At 56.3% G+C, this 17,717-nt stretch carries 15 protein-coding genes; 9 read left to right on the plus strand and 6 right to left on the minus strand.

The window, feature by feature from the left end:
* Complete coding sequence (locus IE105_RS14355; RefSeq protein WP_189499585.1) at positions 1-3,237, minus strand: efflux RND transporter permease subunit; 3,237 nt, start codon at positions 3,235-3,237, stop codon at positions 1-3.
* A 5-nt stretch (positions 3,238-3,242) separates the two neighbouring features.
* Positions 3,243-4,373 carry an efflux RND transporter periplasmic adaptor subunit gene (locus tag IE105_RS14360; RefSeq protein ID WP_189499586.1) on the minus strand — a complete coding sequence of 377 codons (1,131 nt, stop codon included), beginning with the start codon at positions 4,371-4,373 and terminating at the stop codon, positions 3,243-3,245.
* Between the two features lie 305 nt (positions 4,374-4,678).
* Here IE105_RS14360 and IE105_RS14365 point away from each other — a divergent pair, with 305 nt between their 5' ends.
* From IE105_RS14365 to IE105_RS14380, 4 genes are all read left to right on the plus strand, one after another.
* On the plus strand, positions 4,679-6,211 hold the full coding sequence (locus IE105_RS14365; RefSeq protein ID WP_189499587.1) for an acyl-CoA carboxylase subunit beta: 1,533 nt from the start codon (positions 4,679-4,681) through the stop codon (positions 6,209-6,211).
* Complete coding sequence (locus IE105_RS14370; RefSeq protein ID WP_189499588.1) at positions 6,181-6,711, plus strand: hypothetical protein; 531 nt, start codon at positions 6,181-6,183, stop codon at positions 6,709-6,711. Before IE105_RS14365 ends, IE105_RS14370 begins: the two co-directional genes overlap by 31 nt.
* A complete protein-coding gene (locus tag IE105_RS14375; RefSeq protein ID WP_189499589.1) occupies positions 6,708-8,735 on the plus strand; it encodes an acetyl-CoA carboxylase biotin carboxylase subunit in 2,028 nt (675 codons plus the stop codon). The genes IE105_RS14370 and IE105_RS14375 overlap by 4 nt, the downstream gene beginning before the upstream one ends.
* A 93-nt stretch (positions 8,736-8,828) precedes the next feature.
* Entirely contained in the window at positions 8,829-10,658 is a 1,830-nt protein-coding gene (locus IE105_RS14380) for an ABCB family ABC transporter ATP-binding protein/permease (RefSeq protein WP_189499590.1), read from the plus strand.
* Positions 10,659-10,664: 6 nt separating this feature from the next.
* Here IE105_RS14380 and IE105_RS14385 read toward each other — a convergent pair whose 3' ends face one another.
* Positions 10,665-11,111 (minus strand): DUF4870 family protein, encoded by a 447-nt coding sequence (locus IE105_RS14385; RefSeq protein WP_233354186.1) that lies wholly within the window; start codon positions 11,109-11,111, stop codon positions 10,665-10,667.
* Positions 11,112-11,238: 127 nt separating this feature from the next.
* Positions 11,239-12,348: an outer membrane beta-barrel protein gene (locus IE105_RS14390; RefSeq protein WP_189499591.1), complete on the minus strand. Its 1,110-nt coding sequence runs from the start codon at positions 12,346-12,348 to the stop codon at positions 11,239-11,241.
* A 159-nt stretch (positions 12,349-12,507) separates the two neighbouring features.
* On the opposite strand from IE105_RS14390, the gene IE105_RS14395 reads away from it, so the two are divergent.
* The 3 genes from IE105_RS14395 to IE105_RS14405 are packed head-to-tail and all read left to right on the plus strand — an operon-like array spanning position 12,508 to position 14,196.
* Positions 12,508-13,389: an SDR family oxidoreductase gene (locus IE105_RS14395; RefSeq protein ID WP_189499592.1), complete on the plus strand. Its 882-nt coding sequence runs from the start codon at positions 12,508-12,510 to the stop codon at positions 13,387-13,389.
* Between the two features lie 3 nt (positions 13,390-13,392).
* Positions 13,393-13,815 (plus strand): DUF1330 domain-containing protein, encoded by a 423-nt coding sequence (locus tag IE105_RS14400; RefSeq protein WP_189499593.1) that lies wholly within the window; start codon positions 13,393-13,395, stop codon positions 13,813-13,815.
* A 3-nt stretch (positions 13,816-13,818) separates the two neighbouring features.
* Entirely contained in the window at positions 13,819-14,196 is a 378-nt protein-coding gene (locus tag IE105_RS14405; RefSeq protein ID WP_189499594.1) for a DoxX family protein, read from the plus strand.
* A 6-nt stretch (positions 14,197-14,202) separates the two neighbouring features.
* On the opposite strand, the gene IE105_RS14410 is transcribed toward IE105_RS14405, so the two are convergent.
* On the minus strand, positions 14,203-14,784 hold the full coding sequence (locus IE105_RS14410) for an NAD(P)H-dependent oxidoreductase (RefSeq protein WP_189499595.1): 582 nt from the start codon (positions 14,782-14,784) through the stop codon (positions 14,203-14,205).
* Positions 14,785-14,898: 114 nt separating this feature from the next.
* Here IE105_RS14410 and IE105_RS14415 point away from each other — a divergent pair, with 114 nt between their 5' ends.
* Positions 14,899-15,765, plus strand: coding sequence for a YHYH protein (locus tag IE105_RS14415; RefSeq protein WP_189499596.1), 867 nt, complete (start codon positions 14,899-14,901; stop codon positions 15,763-15,765).
* Between the two features lie 44 nt (positions 15,766-15,809).
* Here the strand turns inward: IE105_RS14415 and IE105_RS14420 are convergent, their stop codons facing one another.
* Positions 15,810-16,142: a hypothetical protein gene (locus tag IE105_RS14420; RefSeq protein WP_189499597.1), complete on the minus strand. Its 333-nt coding sequence runs from the start codon at positions 16,140-16,142 to the stop codon at positions 15,810-15,812.
* Between the two features lie 828 nt (positions 16,143-16,970).
* Between IE105_RS14420 and IE105_RS14425 the strand changes: the two genes are divergently transcribed.
* On the plus strand, positions 16,971-17,264 hold the full coding sequence (locus IE105_RS14425) for a GIY-YIG nuclease family protein (RefSeq protein WP_189499598.1): 294 nt from the start codon (positions 16,971-16,973) through the stop codon (positions 17,262-17,264).
* Positions 17,265-17,717: the final 453 nt, after the last annotated feature.

Genomic DNA, 17,717 nt, shown 5'->3' on the forward strand with positions numbered 1-17,717 from the left:
TTACTCTGCGGGCGCTGGGACACGGTCAATAATTTCCTGATCTAGACCACGCCATCGTTGGATGCGTTGTTTCCAGACGTAAGGCGCAGCCAGTAGGGCAGGTGTTAAGACTAGCGTCAGAACGGTGGCAAAAGAGAGCCCACAAACCAAAGCGTAAGACAAGGGCTTCCAAATGTCGGAGGTCCCTGACCCGCGCATATCAAAGGCCCCTGTTAGGACATTGGCATCAAATCCGATCACGAGGGGCATCAACCCGACGACTGTTGTGACGGTCGTCAACACGACCGGGCGTAAGCGCTGCGCGGCTGTGCGGATGGCGGCGTCGACAGGGTCAGATCCACTTTCCAACAGGCGCTGATAGGTGTCGATCAAAACGATATTATTATTCACGACAATCCCCATCAAAGCGATGACACCCGTCATGGTGAGAACCATCGAGACATAAGGGTAAAAGGTCAAACCAAGAAGCACGCCGAAGACGGAGAGAACGACGGCCGATAGCGTGAGGAAGACGTGATAGAAACTGTTGAACTGCAACAGTAAAATCACGCTCATCATGAACATAATCGCAACCAAGGCGGCCATGCCGAACGCGGCGGCTTCGGCGTTTTCTTCTTGTTGTCCGAGGAACTTCCAATCGACATCTAGCGGCAGGTTCGCTTGTGTATCCAGCCATTCGCGTAATTCTTCGACTTGAACATTCGGGGCATAACCGTCCGCAGTGTTGGCTTTTACCTCGTAGACGGAGGCTTGGTTCCGCCGCGAAATACTATCTTCCCGTGGACGGGCCGTCCGTTCAACGACCGCAGAAAGCGGAATGGCGCCGGCAGGCGTCTGGACCCGCAATTGATCGAGCGCGCGAATGTCGCGGGCATTTTCTGGCAGGCGAATGCGAATATCGACTTCTTCGTCATTATCCAGCGGGCGGTAATAGCCGACCAGCGCTCCTTCCGTCACGAATTGCACGGTCTGTCCAATTTTATTGATGTCGAGGCCGAGGCGTCCCGCTTCTTCGCGGTTCACATTGAGCTGCCATTCCACACCAGGGAGGGGCAGGGTGGTTTCGACATCCTCAACGCCGTCCATTTGGCTGAGGTAAGCCTCGGCAATGCGTGTCGCGTTCGCGACCGCCATCCGGTCACGTCCGGTAAATTCGATCCCAATATCCTTACCGACAGGCGGCCCATTACTGGCGGCTGTGACTTCCGGAATGACGCCGGGCATGTCGGCCACGGCAAGTCGGATGTCTTCGAGAATTGTTTTCACGCCGCGACGATCCGAAAAATCCTCCAACTGGAAGAATATTTTCACGACCGAGTCACCCGGCGTGTCCGAAAGGCCGTCCATCTGTGCGCCGTTGCCAGCGCTTGTTCCCGCGACAGAATATACGCCTTCGATACCTTCGATTTGGGCCTCGTTAAGGCGACGTTCGACTTCCAAAGCCAAAGCCAGCTTCGCCTCGGGGGTGGAGTTACCGCGCGCCCGGATGAAGACATAAATTTGATCGGACGGCGTTTGCGTAAAGAACTCGACGGGTTTGGGCGGTGGGCCCGTCATTGCGGCCCCGAAGGAGATGAATATGACCGCACAGAGCGCAATGACACAGGCGAGAAGCGCCAGCGGGAAGCGGATCAGTTTCGCGACCAAACGAACATACATGCCTGTCAGCCCGGTGAGTTTCGTCGGGTCGCCGCTGTTTCCGGCCAAGGCTAAGGCTTGATCTGAAATTTCGGGCGGAGGTCCACGGCGAAGACGCTCACGCAGATCGCCAATCACTGCGCCAATCGTCGGCAGGAATATCAGGGCCATGAGGACTGACGCGCTGAGCACATAGATCATCGTGAGCGGGAAATAGGCCATGAACTTGCCGGTAATGGTTTCCCAGAAAAGCAAGGGGAGGAACGCCGCGAGAGTGGTCGCGGTGGAACTAATGATCGGCCAGAACATACGTTCGCCCGCCATTTGGTACGCCGCTTTCGCTTTCATGCCTTCCGCCATTTTGCGGTCGGCATATTCGATAATGACGATCGCGCTATCGACCAGAACCCCGACCGAGAGGATCAAGCCGAACAAGATCATCATATTTATGGTCTCGCCTTGGACCCACATAATGAACAGTGCGATCAGGAAACTGCCCGGGATCGCGAAGCCGACGAAGAGCGCCGACCGCACACCCAGGGCAATCAAGCAGACAATGAAGACCAACAGAATCGCGTTGATAATGGAGCTAGATAGCGAGCGCACCATTTCCAAAATGTAGCGCGACTTATCTTGACTATACTCGACCTGAATTGTTTGCGGCCACACGTCGCTGGCTTGATACTCCTCCACGACGCTGCGCACGGCATTGATTGTGTCGAGAATATTCTCGCCATTTCTTTTGGTGATTTCAATCGAAACGGAGCGGTTGTTATTGTAACGCGCATAGCTCTGCGGATCTTTGTAGGTTCGGCGCACAATGGCGATGTCCGACATTCTGACGACGGCGCCCGATGCGTCAGATCGCACGACCAGCTCTGCCAGATCATTGGCATCTTCGATGAGGCCCGGTAATTTGACATTGAACTGTCCGTTGCTGGTTTCCAGTGCCCCGGCCGTGACAAGTTGATTGTTGCGCGAAATCGCGGCGGCCAGTTCGTCGAACGTAATCCCAGCGGATTCTAATAAGGTTGGATCGACGACCGCCTCAAGCACATCTGTACGCTCGCCACTAATGTCGGCGGCGAGGATCGACGCGATCCCTTCGATCCGTTGCTGCAATTCCTTGGCCGTATTTTGCAAAGTGCGTTCCGGCACATCGCCAAACAGGTTGACGACAAAGATCGGCATGCTGGACGTATCGACTTCCTGAACAACGGGCTCTTTGGCTTCTTCGGGGAATTCGGCGCGCGCGCGATTGACGGCTTCTTGGACGTCGAGAACCGCTTGGGCTTGATCAAAGGACGGCGTAAATTCCAGCACGATATAGGCGACATTATTGGCCGCAACGGCGTCCATACGCTTTAACCCGTCGACCGATTTCAATTCGGCTTCGAGGGGGCGGACGAGTAAGCGTTCGGCATCGCCGGGCGAAACACCGGGCAGGACCACGCGCACATTGACATAGGGCACCGGTATATCCGGCTCGGCATCAAGCGGCAAATTACTCACCGCGACGAGCCCGCCGACAATGATGAACAACATAATGCCAAGCGTCACCCGCCAGGATTGTATGGCAAATCCGACGATTTTTTCCATGACGGTTAGTCCAACTTCCGATTGGACGACAGTCCAGCGGTCGAAGCACCGTCTCGGCTTGAAGCGCTTTCAACCCTCGGATCAACTTTGGACCCGATAGTGACGTAATCTTGGCCTTCGATAATGACGCGACTGCGGGCCGGAATGCCCATGACCCAAATGCCGCCTTGCGTTTCATCGACCTGCTTAATCGTTGCGAAGCGCACAATATCAGATGCATCGACATAGCGGATGCCTGTTGCACCGTTTTCATCAAGCGCCATCACGCCGGACGGGACAAGGCTCGCCATCGCTTCGCCGATCTTGAGGTTCAAGGTCGCCGACACGCCCGCTTTGAGGGCGTAGTCCGGGTTCGGGACGCTCATTTCCATCTCAAAAGTCCGGGTCGCCGGATTGGCAACGGATTCGATGAAAGACACCGTACCCGTCACAGTTTGACCCGTTGCGAGCTGGATATCGACCGTTTGACCGATTTCGACCTGACCCACTTGCGTTTCTGTCAGTTCGGCTTCGAGCTTAAGCGGGTCCAGCTCAACAATTGCGGCGCAGGGCATACCGGGGGAGAGATAATCCCCCACTTCCGCCAAGCGGTTTTCGTAAATGCCGGAGAACGGGGCGCGCAGCACGACATTGCCGAGTTCAATTTGGGCCTGTTTCAAGGACGCTCGCGCGCCATCAACGGCGGCGCGGTCCCCATTGAGGGACGTCGGGGCGCGGTAGCCTTTTTCAACCAGTGTCGTGGTCGCGCTCAAATCCGCTTCGGCTTTGGCGAGTTGCGCTTTGGCCTGATCAACCAGCGCTTGGCGCGCATCGACATCTTGACGACAGATAATATCGCCGCGTTTGACACGAGTGCCTTCGCGAACAGGCGTGGATACAAGCGAGGCCGGCGTCTTGGCTTTCACTTCGACGCGGCGGTTGGGCAGCGTGCGGCCATAGCTGGTCAAGCGGATCGGGTGGACTTCGGACGTGACGGTCCGAACCACGACGGTTGGCAATTGCGTTTCCGTCGGTTGGTTGCGGGCATCAATATCGGCATAAATGTCGCGGTCTTTCCCCGCGGAGCCAATAAAGAACCACGCGCCAACGATCAGAATCGCCGCACCCGCGAGGAGATAGGATGAATTGAGTTTCATAACGGCCTTTATACGTCCCAAACCTGTCCCGGGACGCTTAAATCTGGGCTATACAGTTAAATCTGGCGAATGCAGCCCATCTTTGGCCCGTTCATTATTGCATGAAAACGACATGGCAACGCCTATTGCTGCAAGTCCAGCGCACAATAACGCATAGCCCCGCCCCTTTGACGGATAAAGGCAATATTTTCGACAAAACAAGCTTGCACCATCGCGCGCGCCTCGTCAGGTTGTCGGGATGCAAGCGCCGGCGTAAAAGACAGGCGTAAACAGACGGATGCCAAAGTTTTGGGTGGGATAATCGTATGAGCTCCATTCTGGATCAACTCCAAGAACGACGCGCAGTCGCGCGCGCGGGCGGCGGACAGAAACGCATTGATGCGCAGCATGCCAAAGGCAAGCTGACGGCGCGCGAACGGCTATCCCTGCTACTCGACCCCGGATCATTCGAAGAATTCGACATGTTCGTCACGCACCGCAGCACAGATTTCGGCATGGACAGCAATAAACCCGCCGGAGACGGCGTGGTCACGGGCTGGGGCACGATTAATGGGCGCAAGACCTTCGTCTTTGCGCAGGACTTCACCGTCTTTGGGGGCTCGCTGTCCGAAACCCACGCGCAGAAAATCAACAAGGTGCAGGAAATGGCGATGCGCCACGGCGCGCCGATCATCGGTCTGCAAGATTCCGGCGGCGCGCGTATCCAAGAAGGTGTCGCGGCGCTGGCGGGTTACACGTCGGTCTTTCAGAACAATATCCTCGCGTCGGGCGTGATCCCACAGATCAGCGTCATCATGGGGCCAAGCGCGGGCGGGGCGGTTTACTCGCCAGCCCTCACCGACTTTGTCTTTATGGTGCGCGACACAAGCTATATGTTCCTGACTGGGCCGGACGTGCTCAAGACGGTGACGAATGAAGTCGTGACAGCGGAAGAACTCGGCGGGGCGAAAACGCACACAACCAAATCGTCGGTCGCCGACGGCGCGTTTGATAATGATATGGAAGCGCTGGCGGAAATCCGCCGCCTGTTCGACTTCCTCCCGCTTAACAATCAAGCCGAGGTTCCGGTCCGTCCGTTCTTTGATAAACATGACCGTTTGGATGCCTCGCTGGATACGCTTGTACCGGACAATCCGAACCTGCCCTATGATATGCATGAGCTGGTGCGAAAAATCGCGGACGAAGGCGACTTTTTCGAAATTCAAAAGGACTTCGCCAAGAATATCCTGTGCGGCTTTATCCGTCTCGAAGGCCGCACCGTCGGCGTCGTCGCCAATCAACCGATGGTCCTCGCGGGCTGCCTTGATAGTGACGCCTCGCGCAAAGCCGGACGGTTTGTGCGCTTCTGCGACTGTTTCGATATTCCGATCCTGACCCTCGTTGACGTTCCCGGCTTCCTGCCCGGCACGTCACAGGAATATGGCGGCGTCATCAAACACGGCGCGAAATTGCTCTACGCTTACGGCGAAGCGACCGTCCCCAAAGTCACCGTCATCACCCGCAAAGCTTACGGCGGCGCCTATTGCGTGATGAGCCCGAAACATCTGCGCGGCGACATCAACTACGCGTGGCCCACCGCCCAAATCGCCGTCATGGGCGCCAAAGGCGCGGTCGAAATCCTGCACCGCAAAGACTTAGGCGACGCGGAAAAAACCGCCGCCCACGTCGCGGATTACGAAGAGAAGTTCCTGTCACCGTTCCGCGCGGCCGAACGCGGCTACATCGACGAAGTCATCCAGCCGCAATCAACGCGGAAACGGGTCGCGAGGGCGTTCGCGCTGGCAAAGGATAAGCAGCTTGAGAACCCGTGGAAGAAGCATGGGAACTTGCCGCTGTGAGTGACAAGATAAGGAAAATTCTTGTGTTTGAGGATAACTGCTTTGGGGACAGAGAAGTTAAGCTAACAAATATAGCTATATCCGCAGATCGTGAAAGAGATCATTTAGATGATGAAGATGCCGAGCAGCTAATTGCGGCGATAGCACGCTCTGAATCTAGCACATTAGGTTACGCCGCAGCTGGGTTTGCGCCTGTATTACTATTGCTGAATTCTCTTCCTTATATTGATGGACTTAACGATGCGTGGGCTTCGATTTTAACTCTTTCTGCGACAATAACTCTTGGTTTTGCTGGCAGTTATTACGCTGTTTATAAGGCAATATTTCTTTCACCCCGAAGAATATTTGTTGAGGCATACCGCGTGAAGTTGATGAATGCATTCCAGGTAAATCTCTTCCCAATGGGTAAATGGCAGAAACTTAATTATCTTGCTTTGGGTTGCGTTCCGTTCGGATACTTTCTTATCTTTGCACTTATTCTTAGGGTGCTATTAACATGACCATCTCGAAAATCCTCATCGCTAACCGTGGCGAAATTGCTTGCCGCGTCATAAAGACCGCGCGGCGCATGGGCATCAAAACCGTGGCGGTCTATTCCGATGCTGACCGGAATGCGCTGCATGTGAAAATGGCGGATGAAGCCGTTCATATCGGCCCGTCGGCGGCGAACCAATCCTATCTGATCCAAGACAAGATCATTGACGCCGTGAAACAGACGGGCGCGGACGCCGTGCATCCGGGCTATGGGTTTCTGTCGGAAAATCCGGAATTTGCCGAACGGCTTAAGGCCGAAGGCGTCGTTTTTATCGGCCCGAACCCGCACGCCGTCGTGTCGATGGGTGATAAAATTACGTCCAAGAAATTGGCGATGGAAGCGGGCGTCTCAACCGTGCCGGGCCACATGGGCTTGATTGAGGACGCGGATGACGCGGTCAAAATCTCCAACAAAGTCGGTTATCCGGTGATGATCAAAGCCTCCGCCGGTGGCGGCGGCAAAGGCATGCGGATCGCGTGGAATGACGAAGAAGCCCGCGAAGGATTTGCCGCCTCAAAAAACGAAGCCGCCAACAGCTTTGGCGATGATCGTATCTTTATCGAAAAATTCGTCACCTCGCCGCGCCACATCGAAATCCAAGTGTTGGGCGATAAGCATGGCAACATCATCTATCTGGGTGAACGCGAATGTTCGATCCAGCGCCGCAACCAAAAAGTGATCGAAGAAGCGCCGTCACCCTTCCTCGACGAAGCCACCCGCGCCGCGATGGGCGCTGAGTCCGTCGCGCTGGCCAAAGCCGTTGATTACGATAGCGCCGGCACGGTCGAATTCATCGTCGATGGCGACCGCAATTTCTACTTCTTGGAAATGAACACGCGCCTACAGGTCGAACATCCGGTGACAGAATTGATCACAGGCGTCGATCTGGTCGAACAAATGATCCGCTCCGCACAGGGCGAAAAATTGTCCATGACGCAGGACGATGTTAAATTGACAGGCTGGGCGCTCGAGAGCCGCATCTATGCCGAAGACCCGTTCCGCAATTTCTTGCCATCCATTGGCCGTTTGACCCGCTACCGCCCGCCCGTCGAAGGCAAGCGTGAAAACGGCGCCATTGTCCGCAATGATACCGGCGTGTTTGAGGGCGGTGAGATCAGCATGTTTTACGATCCGATGATCGCCAAGCTCTGTACGTGGGGGCCAGATCGCGGCGTGGCGCTGGACGCCATGCGCGACGCGCTCGACGTGTTTGAACTTGAGGGGATTGGCCATAATATCCCGTTCCTCCAAGCCGTCTATGATCATGACCGTTTCATTCGCGGCGATATTACGACGGGCTTTATTGCTGAGGAATATCCCGACGGCTTTATGGGGGCTGAGCCAAACGCAGGCGTGATGCGCAAACTCGCGGCGGTCTGCGCGTTGATGCATGATGTGTCGGAAACCCGCGCAGCGGATATTTCCGGTAGCCTGCCGAACCATACGCGCCACGTTCCGGATACATGGTGCGTTGAAATTGGCGATAGTCATTATCGCGCCGATATTCGCGGCGAGAAGGGCCTGCGCACCATCATCATGGATGATGATAGCGACAAGGCCGCGATTGAGATGGAAGTGCTGATTAACTGGTTGCCGGGTCAATCGCTCGTCCGCGCGTTGATTGATAATAAGCCGGTTAATTTCCACGCCGCGCCGCGCCCCGAAGGCTATGCCGTTCGTCACCGCGGCTGCGCGTTTAATGTCAAAGTCCGCACCCCCGAAGCGGGTCAGCTGGCAAGCCATATGCCGATTAAAGTCGCGCCCGACACGTCCAACCTGCTGCTCTGTCCCATGCCCGGCGTGATTGTCAAAGTCATGGTCGAGGTTGGCGATATTGTCGAAGACGGGCAGGCGCTGGCCGTGGTTGAGGCCATGAAAATGGAAAACACGCTCCGCGCCGAGAACCGCGCCCGCGTGTCCGAGATTAAAGCGGCGGCGGGCGATAACCTCGCCGTTGATGCCGTGATTATGGAGTTTGAGGCGGTTTAATTTAAGGGCGCTCATTCACCGCATTTCGGGCACGTCGCGAAAAAGGCTTAAACGGACCTTTCCTTTTTCGCGTTGTGCCCCATATCCTCGCTAATGCGACCTGCCTCCCACCCTGATGCTGCCGAGACCGAAGAACGCGGCCTGATTGAGCAACTGTCTGCGCTGCGGAGCCTGATCCCTTATGTCCTCCCGCCCGGCGATATGTCGGCCAAGCTGCGGACGGGCATCGCGATTTTCTTGGTCGTGGTCAGCCAGTTTATTCTGGTCGGCGCGCCGTTCTTTTTGGGCAACGCGCAGGACGCGGTCGCGGACGCCGTGGGTCGCGGCGATGCGTTCGCACAGGTCGGATTATTTATCGCCTTTTTCGTGATGGGTTACGGCGCATTACGTCTGCTCTCGACCCTGTTTTCCGAAGCCCGCGAATATGTCTTTGCGCCCGTTGCGCAGCAAGCGCAGCGTAAAATCGCGACCGAGACGTTCGCGCATTTGCACCGCCTGTCCTTACGCTACCACCTCGCGAAACGCACGGGCGGACTGTCGCGGATCATTGAACGCGGCGTGCGCGCAATTGATTTCCTGTTCCGGTTTTTACTGTTCAATATTGGCCCGACATTACTCCAGCTCCTGATCGCGGGCGCGGCCTTTGCGATCGCCTATAATGGCTGGTTTGCCGTCATCGCGATTGTGGTGGTCGTGACCTATGTCGCCTTTACTGTGATGACGACGGAATGGCGGCTTAAGTTCCGGCGCGAAATGAACCGCCGCGATACGGAAAGCTGGGCACGGGCCGTGGATAGTTTGCTCAACTATGAAACGGTCAAATATTTCGATGCCGAAGGGCGCGAAGTGAAACGCTACGACGTCGCGATGGCCGCCTATGCCCAAGCGGCGATCCGGTCCAAAACGTCACTTGCCACGGTCAATATCGGGCAAAGCCTGCTGATGAATGCGGGGATTGTGGCCAGTATGGTTCTGGCGGCTTTCTATATTCTGGGCGGGGATATGAGCACGGGCGACATGCTCACCATCACGCTCGTCTTGAACCAACTCTATCGTCCGCTCAATATTCTCGGGTTTGCCTACCGCGAGATTAAACAGGCGCTGACCGATCTGGAGCGCATGTTCCAGCTATTGGAAGAGCCACCCGAAGTGATCGACGCGCCGCACGCGCAGCCGATCACGGATGTACGCGGACGGATCGAATTTGAAGATGTTGATTTTCATTATGACGACGACCGGCAAATTCTGTCGGGCCTCAGCTTTACAGCCGAGCCGGGGCAGACCGTCGCCGTGGTCGGGCCGACGGGGGCGGGTAAGTCCACACTCTCGCGTATTCTCTATCGGTTTTACGATATTGCGGGCGGGGCTGTGCGGATTGATGGGCACGATATTCGGGATATCACGCAGGCCTCCCTACGCGCGGCCATCGGTATGGTGCCGCAGGACACCGTTCTGTTTAACGACACGATTGGCTATAATATCGGTTACGCCAAACCCGATGCGAGCCAGTCAGAGATTGAACAGGCCGCCGCCGACGCGCAAATTCATGACTTCATTGCGACCTTACCCAAAGGGTACGATACGATGGTTGGCGAGCGCGGGTTGAAGCTCTCCGGCGGGGAAAAACAACGCGTGGCGATTGCCCGGACGTTGCTAAAAGATCCTGCGATTTTGATTTTGGATGAAGCCACAAGCGCGTTGGATAGCGCGACCGAAAAAGATATTCAGGTGGCTTTAAGCTTGGCGAGCGAAGGGCGCACGACGCTGGTCGTCGCGCACCGTCTTTCGACCGTTCAAGACGCTGACCTCATATTGGTCATGGACCAGGGTCGCATTGTCGAGCGCGGCACGCACGCTGAACTCTTGTCGCAAGCCGGGCTCTACGCCGAGTTATGGCACCGACAGGACACGGTCGACGCGTAAGCGGCCCTATTCTGAGGTAAAGCTCAGGCTCTCGGCATTTCTAACAGGTTGTCCGCGCGCGAGCAGGCTCATGCCGGTGGCGACGCGAACGATCTTCCAGATGAAGACAGCGAACGCGAGCAGGAAGCCGATTAAGACAAACATCAGAACCACAGAAACGAAATACCCAATTACGGTCAGCCAGAATATCCGGATTTGGTTATCATAATGGGACCGAAGGTCGGGGGCGGCAGTCGCGCGTGCAGAATAGGCCATGATCACGCCCACAAGGCCGAGGAACGGGACGGCGATATTCACGAGATAGAGGATATAGATCAGGTTGGCATTATCTTGCCCGCGTTGCGGCGTCAGGTCATGGCGCTGAGGGTCATCGCGATAGGACTCACCATGCGACGGAACATCCTGCCAATGTCCAGACGGCTCTCCGCCAATCGTATTCCGGTCGTTCGGCATATTGGCCTCTTCCTGCATCGCAAATCAATCGGGTCATCGTAGACGGGTGGGGTAAGGCCATAAAGCTTAAAAGCACGACCGAAGCCGTGCCTTTAATTGTCAGACGTCGTTTGTTTCTCCGAAGCCTCTAGAAGCGCCGCAAGTAGGCGAGGGACACGGAGTCGTTATCGGCCGTGTCGCTATCATAGCGCGTGAAGTCAGCGCGGATGGCGTCAACAGGGGTAATGTCCATTTGGATGCCTGCCCCATAAGCGATCCCATCCAGCGTTGTCGTTGTTTGCTGATCTGGATTGCTGTCGAAATCCACGTCAGCGAATGTTCGTGTTGTGTGATAGCCGACGCGGGCATGGGTCGAAATATTGCGTGAAAGCGGTAGGCGCGCCGTCGCAAAGGCTGCGGCAGAATAATCGACCCCATCTTTGAATTCACCGGACAAGATGACGCCGCCGCCGACATCTTGATTAAACGGGCTGACTTCGTTGATGACCCCGATAGAGCCTTCGATTTCGGCCCCTAGAATGGGGGTGGCCTGATAGCCAAGACGTCCTTGAAGACCCGCATATGGGCGTCCGACATCGTACCAAACGGCCCCGAGGGTTCCGTAAAAATGGGCATCATTCTGGCGCGTTACTGCGTGTGACCCATGACCAGCGGACGGGTAATATGACCCCGCCTGTGTGCCGTAGGCATAAGGGCTGGGTGTTTGAGGCGCGTAATTTGTTTGCCCGTAGGAATAGTCATGCGCTTCATGGCCACTATCATAGGCGTAGGGTGACACCGCATATTGGCTTGAACAGGCGCTAAGGCCGCAACCCGGCGCTTGTGGTTGACCATAATGTGCCGGCATTGGCGCAGTGGGGTATCCGTTCGGATAGCTAACCGGCTGAGGCGACACGTATTGAGCCGCGTAATTAATTGGTTGCGCTTGTGCCGCCGAGCAGGGTGTTTGTACGGGTTGATGGCACGGCGTGACGGGAGCGACGTAAGTCGGCGCGCCACAAGGATAGCTTTGTACCGGTGGGGCCACAGGGGCGGAGCATGGTGTTTGGCCGTAACCATATCCGCCCGCTTGAGCATAGCTAGTCTGAGCATAGCCAGCCTGATGACTGCCCTGCCAGTTGCCATATCCGACAGGGGGAGGGGCTTCATATCCGGTATGGCCAGACCCGAAACCGAGACCGCCCATCGAACAAGCACTGAGGGACAGTGCACAAACACTAAGAATGAGAAGACGCATCGTCTATCCTTTATCGTATCAACTTGACCTCTCTTTGGCAGAAGACGCTTAAGGCGCAGTTCAGAGGCATGGTTAATGGGATATGACTTTAGGGCAGTTGCGTGTGCGCTCGGGCTGTCATAACCCTGTGCAAATCTTTCGTTTCAAGGAGCCACCATTATGTCTTTCAAAGGACGCACTCTCATTATGTCTGGCGGATCGCGCGGGATTGGTTTGGCAATCGCCAAAAAAATCGCGGCCGACGGGGCTAATATTGTTATCTGCGCGAAGACGGCCGAGCCGCATCCGAAGTTGGCGGGCACGATCTACACAGCGGCCGCTGAAATTGAAGCGGTCGGCGGCCAATGTTTGCCGATTGTGTGTGACATCCGCGAAGAGGACATGGTCAAATCGGCTGTCGCGCAAACGGTTGAGCGTTTTGGTGGTCTTGATATCCTCGTCAATAATGCCTCCGCGATTTCGCTGACGCCGACGGTCAGCACCCCAATGAAACGCTATGACCTGATGAACGGCGTCAATGCGCGCGGCACCTTTATGATGAGCCAAGCGTGCCAGCCGCATTTGCGTCACGGCACCAATCCGCACATCCTGAATATCGCCCCTCCCTTGATCATGGAACCGCGGTGGTTTCGTAATCATGTCGCCTACACGATGGCAAAATACGGCATGAGCCTCTGCACGCTGGGTATGGCCGAAGAATTTCGCCGCGATAATATCGCGGTGAATTCGCTCTGGCCGATGACGTCCATCGACACCGCCGCCGTGCGCAATGTGTTGGGCGGCGACAGTATGGCGAAGATGAGCCGCGTGCCCGACATCATGGCCGACTCCGCTTATGAAGTCCTGTCGCGGCCGTCGACAGAGGCCACGGGCAATTTCTACATCGACGAATTTGTGTTGGCCGAAACCGGCATGACCGATTTCTCCCGTTATAATCAACCCGGCTATGATGGTCCGCTGGCGGCAGACTTTTTCGTCTCGTCAGAGATGGTCGCGCGCTCAGCCAGCACCGTGATGGAACACCCCGGATATAAGGCATAGACCATGACGACGTTAAACGCGGTCGAACCGACCCCAGACCAAATTAAAACCTTCCTCGCGAGTCATGAGGACGGGGTTCCGATTTATATGCTGAACCTGCTCAAGTTCAAACAGACCTCGACCTACAGTGAGGGCGAGCAGGTATCCGGTGCGCAGGCCTATGCCCGTTACGCCAAAGCGTTCGGTCAGATGCTCCGCGATCAGGGCCTTGTCGGTGTCGAGACAATCTTCGGCGGGAAGGTCGACCGTTTTCTGATTGGCGAAGGCGCAGACGCATGGGACGCCGTAGCCATCGTTCGCTATCCCGATAAAAAAAGCATGTTCGATGCCGTCTCGAATGAGACCTATCGGTCCTTTCACTTCCACCGCAAAGCGGGCCTCGAAGGCCAGCTGCTCATCGCGTGTGATGGCTCAGGCGTTTTTTAACGTATGGTGAAAACGCTCCTCTGCTGGCTCTTGGCCGTCTTCTTCCTGCTCGCCGGGATCGCGCATTTTACCCAAACCGCGAGTTTCGCCGCGATTGTGCCGCCCGTACTGCCGTTCAAACATTTGATCGTGCAGGTCACGGGCGCGATGGAGCTCGCCTTTGCGGTCGGCCTTGTCGTGCCGTCATGGCGCCGCGTGACGGGTTTGGCGCTGTCGGCATTCTTGCTCGCCGTTCTGCCCGCCAATATACATATGGCCATTGTCGGTATGCCGCTGGGCGAGATGTCCTCACCGATCGCGCTCTGGTTTCGTGTGTTTTTACAATTCCCGCTGATCGTGCTGGTCTTGTGGGCGTGCGGCAGTTTGCGCCGCACCGCGTGATCAATTTCAGCGTGATCCGATCGCCCGCCCCCGTGCGTCGGCTTTGGTCAACCAACGGTCGCGTGTCTTGGCCGCTGACTTGCGGACGGGCGCGAAGTAAAATTGTTTAATGGGTTTGAATCCCGAAAAGCCCAAGATTTGCCCCTTCATCGCCCGTAAAACGGGCGAGCGATGGACCAGCCGTAAATAGAATTTGGGCGTGTCGCCCGTAATAAACACATCGGCGCTCCGTCCGGCCAAGAGGCGGTCCCAGAACGGGTCGTCCTTGTGATATTTAAACGCAAATCCGGGGAGCAACACCCGGTCGAAAAATCTCTTAAGCAATGCCGGTTGCGACCCCCACCAGAGCGGGAACCCCACAACCAAATGATCGCAATCCGTGATGGCCGCTTGCGGCCGTTGCAAATCGGGCTCCAACGGTTGCTCCCCCTTATATCCGACATGCAGCACAGGATCGTAATCCAAGTCGCGGAGGTTCAGCCGCGTGACCGTGGCGCCCGCCGCGCCTGCCGCTGCGAGGTAGCGGTCGAGCAAGGCGCTGACTAATCTGTCTGTCCCTGGGTGCCCGTCAATGGCCGTAATTTTCATGGTGATATTCCTCTATGCGCTTCGCGCTGTGCGGTTCCTATTCGCGATGTTCTTCGCGAACGCAGGAATTCCCGATTCCAACCGTTTGACTGATAAATACTCTAAGGATTTTTCATGAAACGTCTCTCTCTCCTTTGCCTGAGCGCGGCGACCCTCACCATTGGGGTCTATGTGTCCCAAAGTGTGGCGCAATCCACGACTGTTATGGCGCAGACCGACAATCTCGTTTCCGTCTCCTTCACCGAGACAGAGCGCTGCTTCGCCGCGAACGGTTTGCCTGATCACGCAACGGGCACATTTCCTAATCGCGGCAACCCCAACGCCATCGCGCCGCAGACCGTCAATGTTTGCATTCCGTTGAACCCGATGACGGCAAACCAGATTACACCGATCCGGGGTACGATGGGCATTGCCATTAATGGCGTGCAGTTTCGTCCCAATACGGCGGGGTTCTACGACCCCAACGGGCGACGCGGACATAGCCGCAATGGCGATCCGAATTGGAGCGTCGATATTCACGGCGCGCCCGGCAAGCTCGGCCTTGATTTCAATAATGCCCATGTCGGTCGCGGTGGGCTCTATCACTATCACGGTATTGCCAATTCCTTGACCGAGACGTCCGGTTCGACCCTTGTTGGCTATGCGGGTGACGGGTTTCCAATCCGCTATGTGGGTGAGGCGGCCACCTCGGGCTGGAATCTCAAACCCGGTACGCGCCCCGATAATCCCGGCCCCGGCGGGTCCTATGACGGCACCTATAATGAGGATTATGTCTATGTCGGTGGCGAGGGCCGTTTGGACGAATGTAACGGCGGGATGTTCGAGGGCGCCTACAGCTATTTCGTCACGGACAGCTACCCGTTTGTCTCGCGTTGCCTGACAGGTGTGGTGAGCGATGATTTCAATAAAGCCAACCACCGCGAGGAGGGGGCTGAGCGGGGTCAGCGCCGCCAACGTGGTGAGGGGCGGGGTGGAGAGTAGCGGGGTGGAGAGGGGCGTCGCCCCCGTCGCGATTAATCCGCGCCTTAGTCACCCTCAATATCCTCACGCCCGCCTTCCGCCTCCGCCCAGGCCTCAAACGCGGCCTCGATCTGGGCCACGCTGTGGCCGCCGCAATGGGGGCAGGGATCATCATCGCGCAGATAGGCGGGAAGGCAATTCCGCACCATCGTGCCGATTTTGCGAATTAAAACGGCGATTTCAGCGGGGGATAAATAATCGCGGCGCTCGGCTCCGTCACGGCGGGCTTTGCGTAGAATATTGATTTCGGCCCGCGCGCGGCGCAGCTCCCAATTCAAGGCGGACTCAGTCTCAGTGAGGATCGGACGGCGCGCGGTGGCGTGGGCTTTTCGGGGCATGGCTTTGGCTTTCAAAGGGGCGGGGAGTGCAGGCGGTCACGCAGGGGATAAGGCTGGCCGACGATCGCGCGTGCGGCGGGGCGGCTAGGCTCTTGATTAAGAGACACGAGCGCGGGCCTGTCCAACGATGGAACAGGGAATAAAATACCATTTTACGCTGGGCAAAACCCGCGCCCTGAGCGCATGGGAGGGTAAGCGGATCATCTCACAGGGCCCGCGATGAGCTCACCTGTTTAGACGCTCAGAGGCCGACCGGGCTTTCGACCCGATCGGCATAAACGTCTGACGTCCGGCAGGGCGCACCACGATAATCTGTAGCTCGTATCTCACAGCCTCACGCCGAATAACCGCCGCACACCCCAGACCCGCTCACGCCACGTTAATTCGCAAGCCAGTCATGGACGATGCCACAGAACTCAGGCCCACCGACCGAGATTAACGTAATCTCTCGTGTCTGGGGTGGGAGGGTATAAACTCGCAGGCTTTGGGTGAGGGGGGACACAAAAGCGGTTATAATTTTCAATCCCGGGGATTGAAAATAGCGCTGTGCCGAATTGCGCGTCCATTCGGGTTGTGAAGGCGGGGATGACTACAGGCGTGGGATAACGGCGATAGCGAGGGCCGAATGTGTAAACACAAATCTCTCGGCTCACTCCCGACGACTTGATCGGCGGGGCCATGGCCCAAGCCTTTCAACCATTGCATTCAGGTCGACATTTGCACCATGGATTGGCCCCCGGATCAGGTCCGGGGCAGGCTGTTCAAGTCGGCCAAAGGGATAGTTGAAAGGGCGTTGCCTTATCTCTGAGCTTCGCTCAAACCCAACCTATGCCCCATGGCTACCTTTATATTATGGCGAACCATAAAACGGGAACACTTTACGTCGGTTCCACAACCGACATTCAATCTCGCGTTTTTGAACATAAATCCAAAGCAAACCCGAATAGCTTCACGGCCAAATATGACTGCGACCGTCTCGTCTATCTTGAACATTATGACGACATCGGGGAGGCCCGCGCGAGAGAACGCGCCGTCAAACGTTACAAACGTCAATGGAAGATCGAAATGATTGAGGCCAAAAATCCTGAATGGCAGGATATTCCATTGCAGTGGGATGATTGAAGGGTAGGGAACAAACCTTTCAACGCGTCCTCAGGGGGCACGGACGCCGCCGCCCTTTCGGAGTACACCTATCTCGCCTTTCCCTCAGGCCGACTTGATCGGCCTGTCCATGGACCGAGATGCGCAAGTTTCGCATTCAGGGCGAGAGATCGCACCCTGGACCCGCCGATCAAGTCGGCGGGAGGGAGAGTGAAATAATACCATAACAATTTCGCTGTTGCAGAAAACTAGAATATACTTCTCTAAGAAGTGATTGTCAGAAGGTCAGTGAATGCTGAAAGTGGATAAACTTGGAGCTTAAAGTGCAGTCAATTTTCGGTCTAACGTTCGACTTGCAAGCCGTAATAGTTGATGTGCCCCTAGCTTTGTAGACACCTTGTTGGGTAAAACTGGAAGCAAGGAGAGTGTCTTATGGGCAGTCGCATTCGATATACAGAAGAGTTTAAATTAGGG

Source organism: Algimonas arctica, assembly GCF_014652695.1.
In the GTDB taxonomy this organism is placed as follows: Bacteria; Pseudomonadota; Alphaproteobacteria; order Caulobacterales; family Maricaulaceae; genus Litorimonas; species Litorimonas arctica.

Bases quoted from the DNA above. Each gene is read 5' to 3' on its own strand.
- IE105_RS14355 (WP_189499585.1), bottom strand. From the start codon at position 3,237: ATGGAAAAAATCGTCGGATTTGCCATACAATCCTGGCGGGTGACGCTT.
- IE105_RS14400 (WP_189499593.1), top strand. From the start codon at position 13,393: ATGACGACGTTAAACGCGGTCGAACCGACCCCAGACCAAATTAAAACC.
- IE105_RS14420 (WP_189499597.1), bottom strand. From the start codon at position 16,142: ATGCCCCGAAAAGCCCACGCCACCGCGCGCCGTCCGATCCTCACTGAG.
- IE105_RS14395 (WP_189499592.1), top strand. From the start codon at position 12,508: ATGTCTTTCAAAGGACGCACTCTCATTATGTCTGGCGGATCGCGCGGG.
- IE105_RS14410 (WP_189499595.1), bottom strand. From the start codon at position 14,784: ATGAAAATTACGGCCATTGACGGGCACCCAGGGACAGACAGATTAGTC.
- IE105_RS14415 (WP_189499596.1), top strand. From the start codon at position 14,899: ATGAAACGTCTCTCTCTCCTTTGCCTGAGCGCGGCGACCCTCACCATT.
- IE105_RS14405 (WP_189499594.1), top strand. From the start codon at position 13,819: ATGGTGAAAACGCTCCTCTGCTGGCTCTTGGCCGTCTTCTTCCTGCTC.
- IE105_RS14425 (WP_189499598.1), top strand. From the start codon at position 16,971: ATGCCCCATGGCTACCTTTATATTATGGCGAACCATAAAACGGGAACA.
- IE105_RS14375 (WP_189499589.1), top strand. From the start codon at position 6,708: ATGACCATCTCGAAAATCCTCATCGCTAACCGTGGCGAAATTGCTTGC.
- IE105_RS14390 (WP_189499591.1), bottom strand. From the start codon at position 12,348: ATGCGTCTTCTCATTCTTAGTGTTTGTGCACTGTCCCTCAGTGCTTGT.
- IE105_RS14380 (WP_189499590.1), top strand. From the start codon at position 8,829: ATGCGACCTGCCTCCCACCCTGATGCTGCCGAGACCGAAGAACGCGGC.
- IE105_RS14360 (WP_189499586.1), bottom strand. From the start codon at position 4,373: ATGAAACTCAATTCATCCTATCTCCTCGCGGGTGCGGCGATTCTGATC.
- IE105_RS14385 (WP_233354186.1), bottom strand. From the start codon at position 11,111: ATGCCGAACGACCGGAATACGATTGGCGGAGAGCCGTCTGGACATTGG.
- IE105_RS14365 (WP_189499587.1), top strand. From the start codon at position 4,679: ATGAGCTCCATTCTGGATCAACTCCAAGAACGACGCGCAGTCGCGCGC.